The following is a 19,565-nucleotide window of genomic DNA, read 5'->3' as shown; positions in this document are numbered from 1 at the left end:
CTTACGTCTTTTGCCCTTGAAGTTCTTTGAGGGCTTTTTCTGTCCTATCATCAAATTCTTTTATTTTTGCTAATATTATTTTTGATGTATTTTTAAATTTTGACTCTAAGTCGTTTTCTTTTAAATTTGCTATATTGAATTTTTCTATCGTCTTGGTTCTTTGAAATTTTTGGTTTGGAAAGATCATTTTATATAGGCTTTTTAATTTTTCGTTATCATTGCAGTCTGTATCGGAATAGTAACCAAACCAAATATAATTATCGTATTTCTCGATACCCAAATTTATAGCATATTCGTCATCCTCACGGGCGACTTCAGGTGTTTTGTTATATATGAATTTATACATATTTTCAGTACTCTTAGTTTTTATACTGTATTTTGTATAAAGCGGCGTATCATTGCTTTTTAAAGTATTTATTATAAAGTCATATAGTTTATCTATTTTTGTCTTTTTGTAGTTAATTAAAATTTGAAGCTCTTTTTCGTATTTGTCCCAAATTTGCTCACATAAATTTTGTAGTTTTTCATTGCTCACTATATTTCTCCTCTTTAGTAAATCGACATAGCTAGATAAAATTATATTTGCTTTTTGAGGCGGATTATTGTCTTTTAGTGCATATTTTATGCTCTCTCCGATCATTTTGTATGTCGCTGTTAGCCACTGACTTTGCTCGCTTTCGTCTTTTGGTGAGTGTCCGTCTTTTGTCAAGAAAATATAAATTCTTTCAAAATCCTTATATTTATCGTCAATAAATTTGCGATATTTGAGCAACTGTTCTTCGCCTTCGTCCGCTTCAACCTTGTTTTCTATCGTTATGACAAGTTTATTATTTTCGTCAATTAGCAAAAGATCAATATTGTAGCTTTCTCTAAAAATTCGTATATTCTTTTCTTGGATTTTTAGATATTTTTCTAAATTTTCGTACCTTTTTGAAGTATTATTGCCATTTTCTAGCGTAAATTTTAAAAATCTCTCTAAAATTTGATATTTTAGCCCGTGTTCATTATCTCCAAAGAGCCAAGCTAAGGTATTTGAGTGTTTTATTTCTTGATTGCCAAGGCCCGTAATTTCAAAGATATTAAAGTCCATTACGCTATTTTTGATAGCGTTAAATTTTTCTTGAGCCTCTTTATCGTTTATAAATTCTTTTAAAATTTCCAAATCGTTTTTGGACAAATTTATCTCCGAATTTTAGTCTATACTCGCCTTATCCTTGTATGCGTCCAGCGTTTGGCGATTTTCGATGTAGGCGTTTAGTTTTTTTTGATTTTCCTCAAAAAACGTCTGAAAGTCCTGCTCGCTCGTCATCTTTTCTTCGCCGAATTTATCCAAAAGCACGTTTGAAGCGCCCGTTAGCACGAGGTAGCGTCTATCGAGGTGTTGAAAAAGCACGACTTTATTGACATTATCGAGCGGTTTTTCGTAGAGTATATCCACGCCTTCGTCGCTTTTTACCTTTTCAAACCAGCTGTTTTCGCGCTTTGTTTTGAGCGTTTTTTGCTTGTTTTTTAGCCTTGCCTTGATAAACAAAAGCACGATCAAAAGCAGCGCCAAAACGCCTAAAACCGAGTAATATCTATAATCAATCATATCGCTTATGCCCTGCGTCATAAAATTTACGTCGCCGTTTTGCGCGCTCAAATTTAAGCCGGGGTTTTGGGCGGACGCGGCGGCTAAATTTGCGGCATTTTGTTTGCCGCTAGATAAATTTGAAGCGTCGGTTATATTTTCTCTGGTTTCTTGCGGCGATAGCGCGGTCGCGGCGGCCGAGTTTGCCGTATTTTCAGGTGTCACGCGTATGCGCAGGCCAAAGCCGTCGGTGGTTTTTGACGCGCTAACGGCCACCCGGGCGTCGCTTTTGATCACGAGGGCTAAATTTTGCCCTCTAGGCTCAAATAAAAGCTCTTGTAGTATGCTTGAATTTACGCTTTTTTCGATATTTTGATCGTTTTGCAGGTCTTTAAAAAGCAGGGTTATCGCGCCGTCTTTGCGTTCTTGCAAGATCGTTCCGTTATATGGCGCGTCAAAGCTAAGCATAACATCGACGCGGTCGCTGCGCTCGTAGATGTTGTATGTGGATAAATTTGAACCACAAAGCGCGGCGAAAAACAGTAAAAGCGCGGCGAAAATCCTCATAGCTGCTCTCTTTTGAAGTACTGGATGACGGATTTTGAGTCTAGGATTTCATTTATCCTGATGGCGAGGTTTTTTTCATAGACCATCACTTCGCCCTTGCCGAAAATTCGGTTGTTTATAAAAAGCTCCACGCTCTCGCCGGCCGGCTTTTCCAGGTCGATTACCGAGCCTACTTCGAGCTTTAAGAGCTGCTTTACGCTAATCGTCGTGGTGCCGAGCTCCGAGATAAAATCCACTCCGATATCCATCAGCTCGTCGTAGCTTTTAAAAAGCCCGCCGCGCTCTTGCAACATCTCTTGAACCCCTTGCGGCGCCGTTTCTGCGGCGGTTACCTCTTGTAGTTCTTCGCTCATCCTTTTTTGTATCCTATTTGAAATGTTCTATTTTTGATTTTATAGACGCGTTTGTCTTCTAGCTTGATGCGAAAATTCGTCCTGCCTAGATACTCAGGAGTGCCTAGTTTGTAGGCGTTTGCTTCGCGCTCGTTTAGTAGATTTTTGGCGTATCCGATCGTGAGATTAGCCACCTCTTTGCAGATGTCGCTTAGCTCGTCTTCGGCTAGTTTATCGACGCCAAGAAGCACGCCGGCAAAGCGATTTAGCGTATCTTTTTTAAAATAAAGATAAAAGTGAAACTCCTCCTTGCCCTTAAAAATCGGCAAGCTCGAGCCGTAAAATTCGCCCTCCGCGCTCTTTGCGCCCTCTACCTTGTAGCCTAGGGTATCCTCGCACAGATGCTTGATCCCAAGCTCCGCAACGTCCATCATCGCGTCGTCCTTTAAACGAAATTTTTTGATTATACTTAAATTTAACGTAAACGCGGCTAAATTTAAAAAAGTTTATTGATTTGCTTTATCAGCTCTTCGCCCTCGAATTTAGCCGTGAGCTTTACTATCTCGGTGCCGATTATCGCGCCGTCGGCATAGGTTTTTACCTCATCCGCGTCGTTTTTATTTTTCACGCCAAAGCCCACTGCGACAGGCAGATCGCTTCTTTTTTTTAGACCCTCTACGAGCGCTTTTAGCCTCTCCTCGCTAGCTCGCTGCGACCCGCTCACGCCGATAGCGCCGAGCGCATATACGAATCCCGAGCCGAATTTTAAAATTTTATCCGCGCGGTTTTGCGAGGTGACGCTGATTAGCGGGATGAGATCGAGATCAAATTTAGCGCACAGTCCCGCTACCTCCTCGCTCTCCTCAAACGGCAGATCGGGGATGATGAAGCCAGCGATACCGACCTCTTTTGAGCGAGCGATAAATCTCTGTACGCCGTAAGCAAACACGACGTTAAAATACACGAGAAATACGACGGGTTTATTTATCTTGCCTTTGCACTCTTCCAGCATAGTAAATATCGCGCCTGTGTTTACGCCCTTTGCGGCGGTTTCAAAGCTAGCTTGCGCGATGAGTTTGCCGTCTGCGAGCGGATCGGAGTAGGGGATACCAAGCTCTAGTAGATCCAGGCAGCTGCCGTCTAAATTTAGTAAAAATTCCTTCGTCGCTTTGAGGCTAGGATATCCAGCCACGACGTAGCCGATGTTTGCTTTTTTGCCCGCGAATGCGTCTTTTGCCTTAGCCATAAATTTTTCCTTTCTCGTAGCTCATCACGGTGTTTATGTCCTTGTCGCCGCGTCCCGAGACGTTTACGACGATGACGCTTTTTTTCGTCAAATTCGGACATAGCTTTTCTAGATACGCTAACGCGTGCGAGCTCTCTATCGCCGGAATGATGCCCTCTAGGCGGCTGGTTAGATATAGCGCGTTTATGCACTCGTCGTCGGTGATGCCGTAGTAGGCGGCTCGTTTGCTCTCGTGCAGGTGCGCGTGCTCGGGGCCCACGCCCGGATAGTCAAGTCCCGCCGAGATGCTGTGCACCGGCTCGATCATGCCGTATTCGTTTTGAAGTACGATCGTTTTCATGCCGTGGATGATGCCTGTGCGGCCCTTGGTTAGCGTCGCGGCGTGATACGGCGTGTGCGCGCCTAGGCCCGCAGCCTCGACTCCGATCAAATTTACGTCTGGGTCGCCCAAAAACGCGCTAAAGATACCGATCGCGTTGCTGCCGCCGCCGACGCAGGCGATGACGTAGTCCGGATGCACGCCGTATTCTTTTAGCTGGGCCTTGGTCTCGCGGCCGATGATACTCTGAAAGTCGCGCACGATCCTGGGATAGGGGTGCGGGCCGACCGCCGAGCCGATGACGTAAAAGGCGCTTTCTATCTCGTTTACCCACGCTTGGATTGCTGCCGTGGTGGCCTCTTTTAGAGTTTTTAGACCCTCTTCTACGCTCACGACCCGGGCGCCTAAAAGCTGCATGCGAAATGCGTTTAGCTGCTGACGCTCTACGTCGGTCGCACCCATATACACGTCGCACTCAAGGCCGAGCAATGCCGCCGCCGTCGCAGTCGCCACGCCGTGCTGACCCGCGCCCGTCTCGGCTAAGACCTTCTTTTTGCCCATTTTTTTGGCTAGAAGCGCCTGGGCTAGGGCGTTATTTATCTTATGCGCGCCGGTGTGGTTTAGATCCTCGCGCTTGAGGTAAATTTCATGCCCGTAGTGCTCGCTCAGGCGTTTTGCGTGATATAGCGGACTCGGGCGTCCGACGTAGTTTTTTAGTAGGTCGTCTAGTTCGGCCTCAAATTCAGCCGTTTTTACTATGCGATCAAACGCAGCCTCGAGCTCGTCTAGCGCGAACATAACGGTTTCCGGCACGAACTGTCCGCCGAATTTGCCGAAATATGCTTTGGTGTTCATCGGTATCCTTTAAATTTTCGTTTATTTTAGCATTTTAAGTTTTTATTAGGCTTATTTAATGTGCGGCGCGATCGCGCTAGCCGGTAAGCGGGCAAAATGAGAAAATTTGAAACAAGCGGTATTTTATTTAGACGAGGCAGTATGAGCGGCTAAATGCTTGCAGCTACACTTATATTGGCGGTAAAATTTGATTTTAAGTGAGTAAAATTTGCCCGCATTGCAAGAAAATTTACGCCTTTATCAGCTCCAAAATTTTCCTTATTTTTTCAGCCGATTTTACGCCGTTTTCATCCTCGACTTTTGAGTTTAGGTCAAGCACTCGTGGGTTAAATTTGATCGCCTCGCGCGCGTTATGTTCGCCGATACCGCCCGCCATGCCGAAGTCAAATTTGACCCCCCGCAAAATCTCCCAATCAAAACTGATGCCGTTTCCGCCGGCGTTTTCGCCCTTGCAGTCAAAAAGCGGCATATCGCAAAGCGCGGTATCTACGGCGGGTAGCTTATCCAGCACGCTATAAACGCGCCAAATCTCTAGCCCCATCGCCTTTAAATTTGCGTATAAATTTGAGCTAACTTCGTCGTGGATCTGCACCACGTCAAGCGCGGCAAATTCGCAGATTTCCATTATCTCGCAGTCGCTTTGCTCTGCAAAAACTCCGACGCATTTTTTACCCGCCGCGTGCGCGATATCAGCTATCTCGCGCGCCGTCCGTGCGCTCACTTGACGTTTGCTTTTAGCAAATATCACGCCCAAAAAATCAACGTCCAGGCTCGCCACCTCGCACGCCTCCGCAGGCGTTTTGATACCGCAAATTTTAACTAGCGTCATGCATCGTCTCGCACGTAGTTCTCGAAGTAGCGGTAAACCTTGCCCGATCCGATCGCCTCTAAAATGAGCGGCTTAGCCTCCGCAGGGCTTGCCACGACATCCGCGCAATATAGCGCAAACATCGCGTTTAGCACTACGATGTCAAATTTCGGTCCGTCCAGCTCGCCTTTTAAAATTTGCTTTAAAATCTCGGCATTTTGTTCGCCGTCGCTGCCCTCGATCTCGCTGTGAAACGCCCGCTTGAAACCAAACTGCTCGGGCGTGATGCTGTACTCGCTGATCTGGCCTCCTCGCAGCTCCACGACGCGCGTCTCGTCACACAGACTGATCTCGTCTAGTCCGTCCTCGCCGCGAACGACCAGCGCTCGCTCGCGTCCGAGCAGCTGCAGAGTCTCGGCATACAGGCGCAAAACGGGCTTGTGATATACGCCTGCAAGCTGATTTTTGAGCGCTAAATTTGGATTTAGCAGCGGACCGAGCACGTTAAAAACCGTGCGGATACCCAGGCGCCGGCGCACCTCGCGCACTTCGCCTACGAGCGGGTGGAAAAACGGCGCGTGGAAAAAGGCTAAGTTTTTATCGTTTAGCAGCTCGCGCTGTCGCAGGAGAGAATTTGAGTTTTGAACGCCCAAAATCTCAAGCACGTCCGAGCTACCTGATTTGCTGGAAACCGCTTTGTTTCCGTGCTTTGCGACTTTGACGCCCATACTTGCGAGGATAAACGCGACGGTGGTCGAGATATTTATCGTCCTAAAGCCGTCGCCACCCGTGCCGCAAAGATCGATCATCGGCGAGGGATCGCGGTAGGTCTGCGAGTATTTTAGGATATTTTTGACAAGGCTTGCTAGGCTTTGCGGATAGAGGCTTTTTTCGCTGATCAGTACCAAAAGTGCGGCTAGCTGCGTGATCTCGTACTCTTTGCTCGCGATGATTTCGCAAATTTGCTCAAAGTCGCGATCGTCCAGGCGCTCGTTTTCTTGTAGTTTGATCAGAAACGGCTTGAGCGGGCGGATTCTCGGCTCTTTGGCGACTTCGGCCGCAGGCGCTGCTTCGTAGTTGATGAAATTTTCGATGATTTTTTTGCCGTACTGCGTGAAGTAGCTCTCGGGGTAAAACTGGATGCCGAAAATCGGCCTGTCTTTGACGCTAAGCGCCATCACTACGCCGTCTTCGCTCACGGCCGTGACCTGCAAATTTGACGGTAGCTCGTCCACGTAAAGCGAGTGGTAGCGCATGACCTCAAATTCGTCCGGTAGCCCTGTAAATAGCGGCTCTTTGTGGCTAACTTTTATGAGCGAGGTTTTGCCGTGATATGGCTTTTGCAGGCGTTTGATTTTTGCGCCGTTCGCAAGCCCGATCGCCTGATGTCCGAGGCAGATTCCAAGCACGGGCGCGGCGATGTCGCTTCGTAAAATTTCTAAACAAATGCCGCTATCTTGCGGGTGCTTTGGGCCCGGGCTTAGTATGATCTTGCTCGGATTTAGCCTGCGGATCTCATCCATCGTGATCTTGTCGTTGCGCACGCAGCGCACTTCCTCGGAGGTTAGTTCGCGCAGATACTGCTCCACGTTAAATACGAAACTATCGTAGTTGTCGATCAATAAAATCAAAATTTCTCCTTTTTGGCGGCTTGTCTCGCGAGTGCTTTTTGTGGATTTTGTTAAAATTTGACTCGATAGGCTACATGCCTTATCTTCGTCAAATTTTAACTTCAAAACCCCAAAAATCATCTCACGATACTTCGCCTTGACTCTTTACGCTCAAATTTGAAGTCAAATTTGGCTAAATTTGCAAATTTTACCCACCGAGACCCACATCTTGAAAACTCAAATTTAAAATTTGCGACGCTTTGCGTCAGCAAAGCCAAGTCGCCACCTTAAAAGCGTCGTAGGGGGGGGGATTAAAGGGGGTGGGGAGCGACTTCGCGTCTGCTTGCAGTTGCGAGCATGGCGAAGCAAAATTAAGCCCCCACCCCCTTTACAACAAAGTAAAAAACAACCTTAAACGGTTGTTTTTTACTTAAAGCCCAAATTTATATTTCTCAAATTTCCTTTGCGTTTTTCGCAAACACGTTTAGCACCGAGATTCGTTTTTTGCAAATTTCTTTATATTCGTATCCTGGAACGCCGTCTATCACGATGTCAGCTCTAGTTTGTACGAAAATTTCGGCAAAATTTCCCTCGAGTTCGCCGCTCGTTAAATTTGACTCGCTTGCACGTTCGACGTTAAATTTAGCCCCGTTAGCGTCGTCAAGGTGCGGGTCATGCTCGCCCGTACCGGCAAATTTGCCTGCCGTTTCGTTAAATTTGGCGTTCAAGTCCGAGTCGTTTGCGCTAAATTTGCAGTAGCGAATTTGCCCGTTAAAATCAGCGTAGCCGCGGAATTTGCCGTCAAATTTACGTGCAAATATTGCTTTTAATCAAAATCGCCATCTGCGCATCGCCGTTAAATGAAAAATCCGATGCCGCCGCCGTAGGCGTTGAGTCTATATGACTCAAGCTAGGTGATGATCTTAACGGCGCGTATTTTTGGCGTGCCATTAAGAGTGCCTGCGGGGAAAATGCTGCCTGCACCGCGTCAAAGGCGTCCTGATCGCCCGCTTTCGCGTCGTAGACGTTCCGAGACGATGTGCATCACGTTCTCGTAGCGCACGATGCGCATGGATTTTAGCCGCGACGCTTTTTGGCTTGCTGACGCAGCCGATGTCGTTACGAGCGAGGTCGATGAGCGTTTTAGCTCGGCTGGTCCCTTTTCGTCATCGAGCAACTCGCGCTCGAGCGCGGCGTCTTTATCGCGTCTTTGCCGTGTTCGCGCGTGCCTGCTATGGGCGCGACGTAAATTTGCCCTCTTTGATCTCGCAGACTAGCTCGGGACCGGGCCCGCAACGTCGCCGTAACGGGTCGAAAGTGAAACATATACGGGCTCGGGGCACAGCTCGGCGCTCGGTAGAAGTCGAGACTATCCACGTCCGAGGCCGGTTTTAGCTGCTCGGCGAGCACGATTTGAAAGACGTCGCCGCTTTTAGATACTTTTTAGCGCGCTCGGCGATGCTTAGAAAATGCTCTTTTTCGCCGTCTAAATCAGTTAAATTTTATATTTGCTTTGCCTTTTTGCGCATTGTTTGTCGGCTGATGCGCGCCTTGCGAAAGCAGGTTGCCAAGATAGCGAGAAAAGATTTATTTCGCCATATCTTTTAGCAGGTTCGCCTGCGCTCCGCTTAGTTTGCTCACCGCATCGCACTCTTGCGCGCCGTATCTGGCAGCGATATTTTTTATATCCTCGTAGGCGATCACGGTTTTGTCGCCATCTTTGTAAAACAAAAATTTAAGCGGCAGTTCAAGCGCGATTTTAGGCTCGCACTGCATCAAAAGCGTGCCGATTTTCGGCGAGCCTACTATCACCACCGTCGTGTCGGTCATCTTAAGCCCCACTTTATCGGCTAGCTTTGAGTGTTCGATCACGTCAAATACCGTTATATTGCGAGACGCTACGGCTTTTTCGAATTTTTTCACCGCTTCGTCCACGCTAAGATCGCTTTGTGCGGTGGTCAGGTGAGATGCGCTTAGAGTGCTTGCCAGCGCGGTAGCGGCCGCAAATGTAACTATAGATTTTTTCATATTTTCTCCTTTAAAAAGCAATAATTATAAATTAAAACAGTAAATGTTAAAATCACGGCAAGGAAATAAAATGCAAGAAATGATCTCTTTTTTGAGCTTACAATACATTCTCATCGGCGTCGTGGTGGGTTTTATCAGCGGATTTTTCGGTATCGGCGGCGGCACAGTCGTAGTGCCTGCGATGATGCTTTTTGGTTACGATATCAAATACGCCATCGGCATCAGTATCATGCAAATGATCTTTAGCTCGATCTTCGGTTCGTTCGTAAATTTTAAAAACAAAATGCTTGACGTCGCGCCTGCGCTGGTGCTGGGGTTCGGAGGCTTTTGCGGCGCGCTTAGCAGCGGCTTTATCGTAAGCTACTTTTCGTCGAAATTTCTGCTCGGCACGCTCATTTTGGTGCAGATCATAAATCTAATCAAACTCTTTAAAACCCCGACCGAGCCCGCCGGCAAGGCTAACGAATCAAAAATTTTGCTCTTTATCGTGGGGCTTGCGGTGGGCGCCGTAGCGATCAGCGTGGGCATCGGCGGCTCTGTGTTCGTGATGCCTATTTTGATCAGCTTTTTAAACTACGATATCAAAAAGGCCGTAAGTACGGGGCTATTTTTCGTGATATTTTCCTCAAGCGCGGGCTTTCTCAGCCTCGCCGCACACGGGCTCGTGCATTACGACATCGGCGTGTTATTGGGGCTTGGCTCGCTAGCGGGCGTTTATGCCGGCGTCAAAACCTCGCACAAGATCGGTAAAAAAGCTCAAAAGCGCTGGATGATCGCGCTCATCTCGGTGATACTTTGCATCACGGTTAGGAAATTTTTAACCGTAGTATAGGCGTTCGCTTTGGCTTTTGCGCAAATTCGGCTTATAAAATTCGGGCGAAATTTTAAAATTCGTTCGACTTGTGCGCGGTAGGATTTATGCCGTCAAATTCGACTTTAAATTTGACGGATTTGCGTCGCGATAAAATTTATCGAATAAGTCGGTATTCGGCTTTAAATTTTACTCTCGCTTTCGGTATTTTTAGCAAGCGTTTTTTTAAATTTGGATTTAAAATAAAATGCCCAGGCAAGCGAGCAAAGGGTATCTAAAAAGTTACCAGTGAAACACCGGCCATGCCGATGCGCAGAAGCTAAGCGTATAAATGATCGCGTAGAGGATCATCAAAAAGCTGTTCGGCGCAAAAGTTGCGACCAAAACGTAAATGCAAATCGCGACTAAAGATGCGATAAAAGCCGGCGAATACTCCTCTTTTTGGCGGTCTATATCGGCGTCAAAATAGCCGTAAATGCAGCCTGCCGGTATAAAAATAGCGAGCACCAGCCGGATAAATTTGAGCCGGCGCGAAAAAATAGGCTCTAAATAGCAAATAGGAGCAAAATACCAAAAAAAATACGCATTTATGATAAAGTAGCAAAATATCGAAAAGAATATATCGCCCAAAATCCCGATCGTAACCGGGCCGAATATCTCGTTATCTATCAACCAAAATGCGCTATTTCGCCGCTAAAAACACAGCTGTGAGAAACCTTGTGCGACAAAACCTTGCCCGCAAAAATATCTGCAGATGCATTTGAAAAAATTTACGATTTTTGGCATTTTAGCTCCTAGATTTGCGCTTTGGGCTAAAGTAAAATTTGAGTTTATTAAATTCGACCGCTAAATTTTACTGCGTCCGTTTAAATAAATTCATCAAATTTAGCATCCGAAACCCGTCGTTTAAAATTTACGAATTTGCACTGAATTTGGGTGGGTTTTGGTGCCTCACATAAATTTTACAAGTAGCTAAATTTGCTCTTAGTCGCTGTAAATTTATCTAAAGCGAGATGGTCAAATTTGCGGGCGAGAGCGAGGCAAAATTTCCACTCCCGCTCCCGAGAAAAATCAGAAATTTTCTAAAAATCCGCCGTCAGATAGCTTAACCTCTAGGTCTTTTACGTAGTCCTCGGCCGCTTTTTGGTATTCGTTTTTGCTGACGGTTTTTATTGTCGCGCCGTTTTTGCCGGCAAACTCCAGATTTCTCTCTCTCGCAAATTTTGCCGTCTGTTTTACGATATTTTCGAGTGAGTTTTCGCCGTTAAATTTAAGCGCGATAAAAGCGTCAAACTGCGAAAAATTTGCGGATACGTTTAGCTCGTCGGTGATCTTTATCACGGGTTCGTTAGCGGTGCAGAAATACTCAAAATACCCCCGCACTCGCTCTTTTAGACGGCTTTTACCCGCTTCGTAAATGATTTTCGGGCGCTCGTATGTAGTGAGCTTGGCACAGTCTGCGGCTAAAATCTCCATAAAGCCGAAGTACGCCGATTTTACCGCGTTTTCATCGTCTTTTAAAAGCGCTGCGACGTCGGCGAAATTTACGCTTGCCGGATAAACGTCGTTAAATACCTGATAAAGCCAGGCGTATTCGGATTTCATCGGAGCGCTTTGGGTATTGACGTAGCCGTCTTTTTCTTTGTTAAAACCCGCCGAGATATGTAGCTTGCAAAGCTCGTCGGCTCCGATATTTACGCTAAAGTCGTTTGGAATGAGCTCCTTATGCACTATCATAGTGCGTCTAAAAACTCTGTTGGTTAGAAAGTCAAGCATTTGCTCTTTTTCGATGCGCGAGCCAAAATTCGCATCTATATACGTATCAAATTCCTCTATGCCCAAATTTGACTGAAAAACATCCTCGAGTCCGACTTCGGCGAGATAGGCGAGGTCGTTTTTTGCCAAGTGATCGGCAAAGTCTCTAAAATAAATCGGATTATTAAAAACCTCCAAATACTCGTGCGCGATATAGGAATCGTTTGTTGTAAGTATGTGGTCGATATGAAATTTCATACTCTCGAAATTTACGAAAATCTGACTTACGTTGCCGTCTTTTTGGCAAAATTTGGCATATTCACCAAGCACTTTTAAAAGCTCTCTAGCCCTAGCCACCTTTGCGGTTTTATCCTCGATGTTGCGGGTGCCGAAAAGCAAAAAATCCCTAATCGTATCCTTGATCTTCCAGCCGGGATATGTGTTGTAACTCACGTAGGCGACGCCGTTTGGGCTCAAAAAGCGCTTGATCGTTTTTAAGATCGCATCCTTTACGACGTCAGGCACCCAGCTATAAACGCCGTGGCAGATAATGTAGTCGAATTTCCCGTAATCGCTCACGTCCGCATCCGTAAAATCGCAGATATCTTTTGCCTTAAATTCGATATTATCTACGCGCATTTGTGCGGCCAGCTCTTTGGCTTTGTTTATCTGCACTTCGCTTAGATCGATGCCTAGCACCTTTGCCTGCGGGTTTGCGATAGCAAAAGGAAATAAATTTCCGCCGTAGCTGCAGCCGATCTCTAGCACTTTTGCACTCTTTGAACTTGGCGGCGTAAAAGACAAAAACGAGGCCAGAGCTTCAAGCCGCGCGGGCGAAGTCTCGGAAAAAGCGGCCGAGATATAGGGAAGCTCGTCGTAGGATTTTTGAAGGTCGTTCATTTTGTAGCCTTAAATTAAAATATTTTTACGATGATACAGCAACGCCTATTAAATGCGGGTAAATTTAAGCGACCGAAGCCGCCTAAATTTACTTAAATTTTAAGCCCGAAAACAGCCGAAGCGATAAAGACGACGGCTGCCGTGATGAGAAAAGTGCCCGTGATATTTAGCCAGATTCCCGCTTTTATCATTGAGCTGATTTTTACGTAGCCCGAGCCGTATGCGATGGCGTTTGGCGGCGTGGCGACGGGTAGCATAAAGGCAAACGTGGCCGCCATAGCGACCGGGATCGTAAATATCATCACGTTTGCGCCGGTGTAGCCAAGTCCGGCGCTAACGCCTGCGATGACGGGCAAAAAGGCCGCTGCGGTGGCGGTGTTTGACGTGATCTCGGTGAGGAAAATGACGAGCGCTACGACGGACATAATGATCGCCGCGATAGGCAGCGCGCCGAGTGCCGAGACCTGATGACCGATCCAAAGCGACAACCCGCTGCTGCTAAACTGCGCCGAGAGCGATAGCCCGCCGCCAAAGAGTATGAGGATATCCCACGGCAGCTTTTTGGCGCTGTCCCAGTCGATGAGACGCTCACCGCTTTTGTTTGCCGGCACGATAAATAGCAAAATCGCCGTATTCATCGCGATTATGGCGTCTAGACTGGCGATTTTTACGTCAAATGACTTTAGGATAAAACCTAGCGATATCCAGCACGTGGCGGCGGCTACGAAGATGACGCCTACCAGCTTTTCGGGTATGGTTATAGGGCCGAGCTTATCTAGCTCGTCTTGGATAACTTTTTTGCCGTTTGGTATCTCGCCGATTTCAGGCTTAAAGAGTACGTAGGTGAGCAAAAACCAGCACGCCGTAAGCATAACGACGCTAAGCGGCACTCCGACTAACATCCAGTCAAAAAAGCCGATCTCGATGTTAAATTCGTTTTTCATATATGCCACTAGCAGGGCGTTTGGCGGGGTGCCGATGATAGTGCCCACCGAGCCGATCGAGGCGGCGTAGGCGATACCGAGCATCAGTGAGATGCCGAAATTTGAGCTAAAGGCGCTCGTTTTTTCTTTTATCTCTTTTGCGATGTCGCGGCCTTTGTGAAATATCGTGTTCATCACGCCGCCTTGCACGCCTTTGCGCGAAATTTCGTCCAAATTCGCCACGTCCTCGATCGCCGTAAACGTCCATTTTTGAGTCGTTAGCCGTCCTACTAGATGCAGTACGCTAAGACCCACCGGTAGCATCATTATGGCGGTTGCGGTGTTGCTCACCCACATAGATAAAAATCCCGTCGCCACCATAAATCCAGCCACCAGCCGCCTCGGGCTCGTGCCTACTAAAAGCACGATAGCAAGGGCGATTCTGGTGTGTAGATTCCACCTTTGCATAGCAAGAGCCAGCACGAAGCCGCCCATAAAAAGATAGATAGTGTCCGAAGCATACGGCGCGGCGACTACCTTAAACGCATCGACGCCGAGCACCGGAAATGCCACCATCGGCACCAAAGCTGTCGCAGGCAGAGCGATGGCCTCGGTCATCCACCACACCGCCATCAGTGCGGCTACGGCAGCAACGACCGGCATAGCTTCTACGTGCAGTTTTTTGCCCTTTGCCGCCGCTAACGCGATATCTCCGGCGTTTGCAGGGAAAATTTTATAAACTAAAATCGCGAACAAAACCCCAAGCACTAGCCCGATGAGCTCGACTCGGTTCGTCCTTTTGTCGATAGGAATGTTTGGATTTGACATAAAAACTCCTATGTTTGGGATAAATTTATAATAGCTTTAAAAAGCTTATAACTTAAAAATCTATTTTACATATAAATTGATTTTTTATTAAAGTGTTGATAAAAGTAACAGCGATTTTGATTAAAGCGATTTTGGATATAATGACGGGTTAAAATTTTAAAATCACGGAAGCGAAAATGAACGCAAACGACACCATAAAAATCACGGGCGCGCGCGAGCACAACCTAAAAAATTTAAATTTAGAGATACCGAAAAACAAGCTCGTAGTTTTCACCGGGCTTAGCGGCAGCGGCAAGAGCACGCTAGCGTTTGATACGCTTTATGCCGAGGGGCAGCGCAGGTATATGGAGAGCCTTAGTAGCTACGCTAGGCAGTTTCTAGACCGCGTAGGTAAGCCCGACGTCGATAAGATCGAGGGTCTCACGCCCGCTATCGCGATAGATCAAAAAACCACGTCCAAAAACCCGCGCTCGACCGTGGGCACGATAACGGAAATTTACGACTATCTGCGCCTTCTATACGCAAGGGTCGGCATCCAGCACTGCCACAAGTGCGGCAAACCGATCTCCAAAATGTCGGCTAGCGATATCATAAACGAGATCCAAAAGCTACCCCAAGGCGCCAAAGTCGTCATCTACGCTCCGCTCGTACGCGAGAAAAAGGGCACGTGGGCGGATTTGATCGAAAATTTACGCGGTAAAGGCTACGTGCGCGCCCAGATAGACGGCGTGCAGGTGCGCCTAGACGAGGAGATCGAGCTAGCCAAAACCAAAAAGCACACGATAAAGCTCATCGTAGACCGCATCGTGATAGACGCGGGTAACGCGCAGCGCCTAGCTCAAGACGTGGAAAAAGCGCTAGGAGAGAGCTACGGCGAGGTCGAGATCGAGATCGCAAATGCCGAAGAACTCGGACTAAAAGAGAGCTTCATCCACTACAGCGAGCACTCGGCGTGCTTTGATTGTAAAATTTCATTTACGCCGCTTGAGCCGCTTAGCTTTAGCTTTAACTCCCCAAAAGGCGCGTGCGAGAGGTGCGATGGTCTTGGCATCAGATATAGCCTGGATCTCACCAAAGTGATCGACGAAGAAAAAAGCATCGAAGGCGGCGCGATAAAGCTACTTTACGGCTATAATATGAGCTATTATTATAAATTTTTGCTGGCTTTTTGCGAGCAAAACGGTATCGACGTAAAGCGCCCCTACTACGAGCTTAGCGAGGACGAGAAGCGCCTCGTGCTCTACGGCAACGTAAAAGAGGTCGAGTTTTTCTGGAAGCGAAACAAGCTGCTGCGCAAATTTGAAGGCGCGCTAAAAATCACTCACGGACTGCTAAAAGACTACAAGGACTTTGGCGAATATATGAGCGAGAAGGTCTGCGACGACTGCGGCGGACACAGGCTAAAGCCTCAAAGCCTAGCCGTCAAGGTCGCAGGGCGCGGTATCGGCGAAATTTTAGATATGAGCATCGAAAACTGCACCGCGTTTTTCTCAGACGAGTCAAATTTCAGCTACCTTAGCGAATACGATAAAACGATCGCAAAGCCGATATTTAAGGAGATAAACGAGCGTCTGTTTTTCCTCTACGACGTGGGGCTGGGCTACCTATCGCTAGGACGCGACGCGCGTACGATCAGCGGCGGCGAAGCGCAAAGAATTCGTATAGCAAGCCAGATCGGCTCGGGCCTTAGCGGCGTGATGTATGTGCTAGACGAGCCTAGCATCGGGCTGCACGAGCGCGATACGCTAAAGCTCATCAAAACGCTACGAAATTTGCAAGCCAAAGGCAACTCCGTGATCGTAGTCGAGCACGATAAAAAGACGATCGAAGAAGCCGACTATATCGTGGATATAGGGCCTGGAGCGGGGAAATTCGGCGGGCAGATAGTTTTTGCCGGCGACGTGAAAAGCCTGCTAGGCTCAAGCACGCAAACCGCGCTTTACATAAACGGCGAAAAGGAAATCGACTACCAAAAAAACCGCAAAAGCGACACGTGGCTCGAGATCTCAAACGTAAATATCAATAATATCTTAAATTTAAGCGCGCGCTTTCCACTGCGAAATTTGGTCGGTATCACGGGAGTTTCGGGCTCGGGCAAAAGCTCGCTCGTACTGCAAACCCTGCTGCCTGAAGCCCAGGAGCAGCTAAACCGCGCTAAAAAGGTAAAAAAGGTCGCGGGGGTAAATTTGAGCGGACTAGAAAATCTAGACAAGGTGATCTACCTCGATCAAAGCCCGATCGGCCGCACTCCGCGCAGTAACCCGGCCACCTACACGGGCGTGATGGACGAGATCAGAGGGCTTTTTGCGCAGACTAAAGAAGCCAAACTGCGCGGCTACAAGATCGGCAGGTTTAGCTTCAACGTCAAGGGCGGACGCTGCGAAAAGTGCCAAGGCGAGGGCGAGATCACGATCGAGATGCACTTTTTGCCCGACGTAAACGTCGTCTGCGACTCGTGCGGCGGCACCCGCTACAACGCGCAGACGCTAGAAATCCTCTACAAAGGCAAAAGTATCGCCGACGTACTAAATATGAGCATCGACGAGGCGGTGGAGTTTTTTAAATCCGTGCCCAAAATCGCCAGCAAGCTAACGACGCTGCAAGACGTGGGCCTAGGCTACATCACGCTGGGACAAAACGCCGTGACGCTAAGCGGCGGCGAGGCACAGCGCGTAAAGCTCGCAAAGGAGCTCAGCCGCTCGGACACGGGAAATACGCTCTATATCCTCGATGAGCCGACTACGGGGCTGCATTTCGCCGACGTCGATAGGCTCGTGCGCGTACTGCACCATCTCGTAGATCTTGGCAACTCGGTCTTTGTTATCGAGCACAACATGGACGTCATCAAAAACTGCGACTACATCGTAGATATGGGGCCTGAAGGCGGCGCAAAAGGCGGTAAAATCATCGCCAAAGGCAGCGTAAAAGAGGTCGCCAAAAATCATAAAAAAACAGGCAGCTACACGGGTAAATTTTTAGCCGAGGAGCTGGAAAATATGAAAAATGCGGCAAAAAAGGCGAAGAAAAAATAAACGGCGAAGCAGATCGGTAAAATTTATAAAGCTATGTCGGCATAAATTTACGCTAGACTTGCCGCGTTAAATTTGAAGGAGCAAAAATGGATGCAAAACTCTATCTAAACAAAGCCGTTATGCAGCTATCAAGAGGACTTGAGGAGGGCGGCGTGCAGAGCCTAAAGGATGCGCTCAAAAGCGACGGCGACGAGGCGAGCAAGGTGCAAGCTAGCGTGATTTTAGGCGAATATTTCGTGATGAAGGGCGAATTTTCGCAGGCTAGGCGACACCTCGAAGCCGTAGCCGAAAACGCTAGCGAACTGGAAGAAGAATACGACGATTTACTAAACGATGAGATCTACAAAGCCGATCTGCTCCTAGATATGATCGATCGCTTCGGGTTTTTAGCAAAGTAAGGCGATACGGCAGGCAAATTCGCGATATAAATTTGACGGTTTGCGGGCTTAACCGCGCCAAATTTAGCCCGCAAAAACGGCTGTAAATTTAACGAAAGGCAAAAATGAGACTTTGGACTATAAGCTTTAAATATCTCGACGCAAAGGGGTTTGTAGCGCTTTGGCGGGAGGCGCTGTTAGCTAAAAACGTGCTGGCTGGACTAACTAAGGGCTACAAAAATCACCCGCAACTTGACCGCTTTTACGCGCATGAAAACGCGCTAGAGGCGATAAATGCGTATCTGGCGGAGGTTTACGCGCAGGCCTGCGCTCGCGGCTATAAATTCGACGCAGCTAAAGCGGGCGAATTTGACGAGCGAAATTTAGTCAAAATAGCCGTCTCTAGCGGGCAGATAGAGTATGAATTCGCCTTTTTACAAAAGAAGCTAAAATCACGCGACGTCAAGGCTTACGAGCGAAATTTGAGCGTAAAAAATATAGAAATCGCGAGCATTTTTAAAGAGGTTGACGGCGGGATAGAGCCGTGGGAAAAGGTGAAAATTTTGCGTTTTTGATTTTAACAAATGTTTTATCCGCCAAAAATGGATAAGCGCCGTTTCACATAGTCTACACATAACTTTGTTATACTGCTTTTTCATAAAAATTCTTAAAGGAAACTTATGGAAAAGATCATAAAAAAATTCGTTGCTTCCGATATAGACGTTAAGCTTGCTAGACTCTTTGTTGTTATCGTGCTCGCGGTAATGGGCAATTATAAGTGGTTTGAATTTGAAGTGGAGGCCTTAAAACCTTTATTTTCAAGCACATGGCTTTCCTTTTTGCCTTCCGTATTGGGCTATCATGGCGCGAGTTATTTTCTAGGTATAGTGGAGATGATAGCTTATTTGTCGTTAATCATCGGCTTTTTTAGACCTAAAATCGGTATTTTGGGCGATGTTATAGTGATTTTTATGGCGCTAACTACGATTAGTTTGCTGCCGCAGCTCGGCAAAATAGACGGCTTTATATTTAAAGACCTATTCTTACTGGGACTTGGTGTAGTATTATTAAAGCACGATCTTAATTTTTTACGCCAAATTTCTGACTAAAAGAGTCTCGCCTGCGCATCGCGGGCTTATTTTTCACTATACCGGTTGCGTTGGATTGCCTAAATTTACCCATTTTAGGGAAGGATTTTTGTTTGCGTGCCTTTGCCTCGGATTTTGATGCCGATTTGGGCTCAAGACGCCCAAAAGGCCGCTTGCCATCGCGCTTTTTACGCACGCTAGCTTGTTTGGGAGCTTTATAGGGCTCGGATGAGCCTGCGGCCATTGCGAGCCTATGCGAATTTTACGGAGTGCCACTGCATTTGGGCTTTATGTATGCGGTAGCGGTTTATTTTAGGAGTTTTTATTTTACGCCGTCTTGTCTTGATGCGAGTTTGGGATGCCGCCGGTTTGTAGCTTTTTGATCGCCGAAAATGTCGCGACTTTTTTGATGTTATCTGACGGGCGAATTTACGGCGGCGAATTTAACGTAAAATTTGACGCTAGCCGCCATAACTCGCATCTTGACGATGCTAACCGAGTCAAATTCGGCTTAAA

Annotated in this window: 20 protein-coding genes; 5 read left to right on the top strand and 15 right to left on the bottom strand. The window is 47.2% G+C overall.

What is annotated here, in order from left to right:
- Nucleotide 1: 1 nt before the first annotated feature.
- The 12 genes from CRECT_RS10445 to CRECT_RS10390 all read right to left on the bottom strand — a co-directional run bounded on the left by CRECT_RS10445 (nt 2) and on the right by CRECT_RS10390 (nt 9,335).
- Nucleotides 2-1,177: a PDDEXK-like family protein gene (locus CRECT_RS10445; RefSeq protein WP_002943727.1), complete on the bottom strand. Its 1,176-nt coding sequence runs from the start codon at nt 1,175-1,177 to the stop codon at nt 2-4.
- Between the two features lie 15 nt (nt 1,178-1,192).
- Complete coding sequence (locus tag CRECT_RS10440; RefSeq protein WP_002943815.1) at nt 1,193-2,137, bottom strand: hypothetical protein; 945 nt, start codon at nt 2,135-2,137, stop codon at nt 1,193-1,195.
- The gene (gene fliN / locus CRECT_RS10435; RefSeq protein ID WP_034957998.1) at nt 2,134-2,430 is read right to left on the bottom strand and encodes a flagellar motor switch protein FliN; all 297 of its coding nucleotides are present in this window, start codon (nt 2,428-2,430) and stop codon (nt 2,134-2,136) included. Before fliN ends, CRECT_RS10440 begins: the two co-directional genes overlap by 4 nt.
- A gap of 56 nt (nt 2,431-2,486) precedes the next feature.
- Nucleotides 2,487-2,900, bottom strand: coding sequence for a chemotaxis protein CheX (locus CRECT_RS10430; RefSeq protein WP_002943737.1), 414 nt, complete (start codon nt 2,898-2,900; stop codon nt 2,487-2,489).
- 65 nt (nt 2,901-2,965) lie between these two features.
- Entirely contained in the window at nt 2,966-3,715 is a 750-nt protein-coding gene (gene trpA, locus CRECT_RS10425) for a tryptophan synthase subunit alpha (protein WP_002943878.1), read from the bottom strand.
- Nucleotides 3,708-4,889 (bottom strand): tryptophan synthase subunit beta, encoded by a 1,182-nt coding sequence (trpB, locus tag CRECT_RS10420; protein WP_002943919.1) that lies wholly within the window; start codon nt 4,887-4,889, stop codon nt 3,708-3,710. The genes trpA and trpB overlap by 8 nt, the downstream gene beginning before the upstream one ends.
- 229 nt (nt 4,890-5,118) lie before the next feature.
- Nucleotides 5,119-5,718 (bottom strand): phosphoribosylanthranilate isomerase, encoded by a 600-nt coding sequence (locus CRECT_RS10415; protein ID WP_002943956.1) that lies wholly within the window; start codon nt 5,716-5,718, stop codon nt 5,119-5,121.
- A complete protein-coding gene (gene trpD / locus CRECT_RS10410; RefSeq protein ID WP_039887765.1) occupies nt 5,715-7,328 on the bottom strand; it encodes an anthranilate phosphoribosyltransferase in 1,614 nt (537 codons plus the stop codon). The genes CRECT_RS10415 and trpD overlap by 4 nt, the downstream gene beginning before the upstream one ends.
- Nucleotides 7,329-7,444: 116 nt before the next feature.
- The gene (locus CRECT_RS10405; protein ID WP_157752354.1) at nt 7,445-7,585 is read right to left on the bottom strand and encodes a hypothetical protein; all 141 of its coding nucleotides are present in this window, start codon (nt 7,583-7,585) and stop codon (nt 7,445-7,447) included.
- Nucleotides 7,586-7,759: 174 nt separating this feature from the next.
- Entirely contained in the window at nt 7,760-8,035 is a 276-nt protein-coding gene (locus CRECT_RS12790; protein WP_039887727.1) for a hypothetical protein, read from the bottom strand.
- Between the two features lie 415 nt (nt 8,036-8,450).
- Nucleotides 8,451-8,684: a hypothetical protein gene (locus CRECT_RS13275; RefSeq protein ID WP_407643373.1), complete on the bottom strand. Its 234-nt coding sequence runs from the start codon at nt 8,682-8,684 to the stop codon at nt 8,451-8,453.
- 210 nt (nt 8,685-8,894) lie between these two features.
- Nucleotides 8,895-9,335: a DUF302 domain-containing protein gene (locus tag CRECT_RS10390; RefSeq protein ID WP_002943865.1), complete on the bottom strand. Its 441-nt coding sequence runs from the start codon at nt 9,333-9,335 to the stop codon at nt 8,895-8,897.
- A gap of 70 nt (nt 9,336-9,405) precedes the next feature.
- Here CRECT_RS10390 and CRECT_RS10385 point away from each other — a divergent pair, with 70 nt between their 5' ends.
- Entirely contained in the window at nt 9,406-10,167 is a 762-nt protein-coding gene (locus CRECT_RS10385) for a sulfite exporter TauE/SafE family protein (protein ID WP_002943849.1), read from the top strand.
- 261 nt (nt 10,168-10,428) lie between these two features.
- On the opposite strand, the gene CRECT_RS10380 is transcribed toward CRECT_RS10385, so the two are convergent.
- The 3 genes from CRECT_RS10380 to CRECT_RS10370 form a co-directional block, all read right to left on the bottom strand.
- The gene (locus CRECT_RS10380; RefSeq protein WP_002943819.1) at nt 10,429-10,818 is read right to left on the bottom strand and encodes a hypothetical protein; all 390 of its coding nucleotides are present in this window, start codon (nt 10,816-10,818) and stop codon (nt 10,429-10,431) included.
- 399 nt (nt 10,819-11,217) lie between these two features.
- Nucleotides 11,218-12,801 carry a methyltransferase domain-containing protein gene (locus CRECT_RS10375; protein ID WP_002943842.1) on the bottom strand — a complete coding sequence of 528 codons (1,584 nt, stop codon included), beginning with the start codon at nt 12,799-12,801 and terminating at the stop codon, nt 11,218-11,220.
- 92 nt (nt 12,802-12,893) lie between these two features.
- Nucleotides 12,894-14,552, bottom strand: coding sequence for an SLC13 family permease (locus tag CRECT_RS10370; protein ID WP_002943712.1), 1,659 nt, complete (start codon nt 14,550-14,552; stop codon nt 12,894-12,896).
- Nucleotides 14,553-14,728: 176 nt separating this feature from the next.
- Here CRECT_RS10370 and uvrA point away from each other — a divergent pair, with 176 nt between their 5' ends.
- From uvrA to CRECT_RS10350, 4 genes are all read left to right on the top strand, one after another.
- Complete coding sequence (gene uvrA, locus CRECT_RS10365) at nt 14,729-17,584, top strand: excinuclease ABC subunit UvrA (protein WP_002943811.1); 2,856 nt, start codon at nt 14,729-14,731, stop codon at nt 17,582-17,584.
- Between the two features lie 86 nt (nt 17,585-17,670).
- Nucleotides 17,671-17,982 (top strand): hypothetical protein, encoded by a 312-nt coding sequence (locus CRECT_RS10360; protein WP_002943696.1) that lies wholly within the window; start codon nt 17,671-17,673, stop codon nt 17,980-17,982.
- Nucleotides 17,983-18,086: 104 nt separating this feature from the next.
- Nucleotides 18,087-18,536: a pyrimidine dimer DNA glycosylase/endonuclease V gene (locus CRECT_RS10355; protein WP_002943896.1), complete on the top strand. Its 450-nt coding sequence runs from the start codon at nt 18,087-18,089 to the stop codon at nt 18,534-18,536.
- Between the two features lie 105 nt (nt 18,537-18,641).
- On the top strand, nt 18,642-19,070 hold the full coding sequence (locus CRECT_RS10350) for a DUF417 family protein (RefSeq protein WP_002943613.1): 429 nt from the start codon (nt 18,642-18,644) through the stop codon (nt 19,068-19,070).
- Nucleotides 19,071-19,565: the final 495 nt, after the last annotated feature.

This window comes from Campylobacter rectus, from assembly GCF_004803795.1.
Lineage (GTDB): Bacteria > Campylobacterota > Campylobacteria > Campylobacterales > Campylobacteraceae > Campylobacter_A > Campylobacter_A rectus.
Note: the sequence above shows the minus strand (reverse complement) of the source record. Positions and strands in the feature narration are given on the sequence as shown.

Coding starts and splice junctions, on each gene's coding strand:
- trpB (WP_002943919.1), bottom strand. CDS start 4,889: ATGAACACCAAAGCATATTTCGGCAAATTCGGCGGACAGTTCGTGCCG.
- CRECT_RS10415 (WP_002943956.1), bottom strand. CDS start 5,718: ATGACGCTAGTTAAAATTTGCGGTATCAAAACGCCTGCGGAGGCGTGC.
- CRECT_RS10355 (WP_002943896.1), top strand. CDS start 18,087: ATGAGACTTTGGACTATAAGCTTTAAATATCTCGACGCAAAGGGGTTT.
- CRECT_RS10390 (WP_002943865.1), bottom strand. CDS start 9,335: ATGAAAAAATCTATAGTTACATTTGCGGCCGCTACCGCGCTGGCAAGC.
- CRECT_RS10360 (WP_002943696.1), top strand. CDS start 17,671: ATGGATGCAAAACTCTATCTAAACAAAGCCGTTATGCAGCTATCAAGA.
- fliN (WP_034957998.1), bottom strand. CDS start 2,430: ATGTTGCAAGAGCGCGGCGGGCTTTTTAAAAGCTACGACGAGCTGATG.
- CRECT_RS10350 (WP_002943613.1), top strand. CDS start 18,642: ATGGAAAAGATCATAAAAAAATTCGTTGCTTCCGATATAGACGTTAAG.
- CRECT_RS10385 (WP_002943849.1), top strand. CDS start 9,406: ATGCAAGAAATGATCTCTTTTTTGAGCTTACAATACATTCTCATCGGC.
- CRECT_RS10440 (WP_002943815.1), bottom strand. CDS start 2,137: ATGAGGATTTTCGCCGCGCTTTTACTGTTTTTCGCCGCGCTTTGTGGT.
- CRECT_RS10430 (WP_002943737.1), bottom strand. CDS start 2,900: ATGGACGTTGCGGAGCTTGGGATCAAGCATCTGTGCGAGGATACCCTA.
- CRECT_RS10370 (WP_002943712.1), bottom strand. CDS start 14,552: ATGTCAAATCCAAACATTCCTATCGACAAAAGGACGAACCGAGTCGAG.
- CRECT_RS10375 (WP_002943842.1), bottom strand. CDS start 12,801: ATGAACGACCTTCAAAAATCCTACGACGAGCTTCCCTATATCTCGGCC.
- uvrA (WP_002943811.1), top strand. CDS start 14,729: ATGAACGCAAACGACACCATAAAAATCACGGGCGCGCGCGAGCACAAC.
- trpA (WP_002943878.1), bottom strand. CDS start 3,715: ATGGCTAAGGCAAAAGACGCATTCGCGGGCAAAAAAGCAAACATCGGC.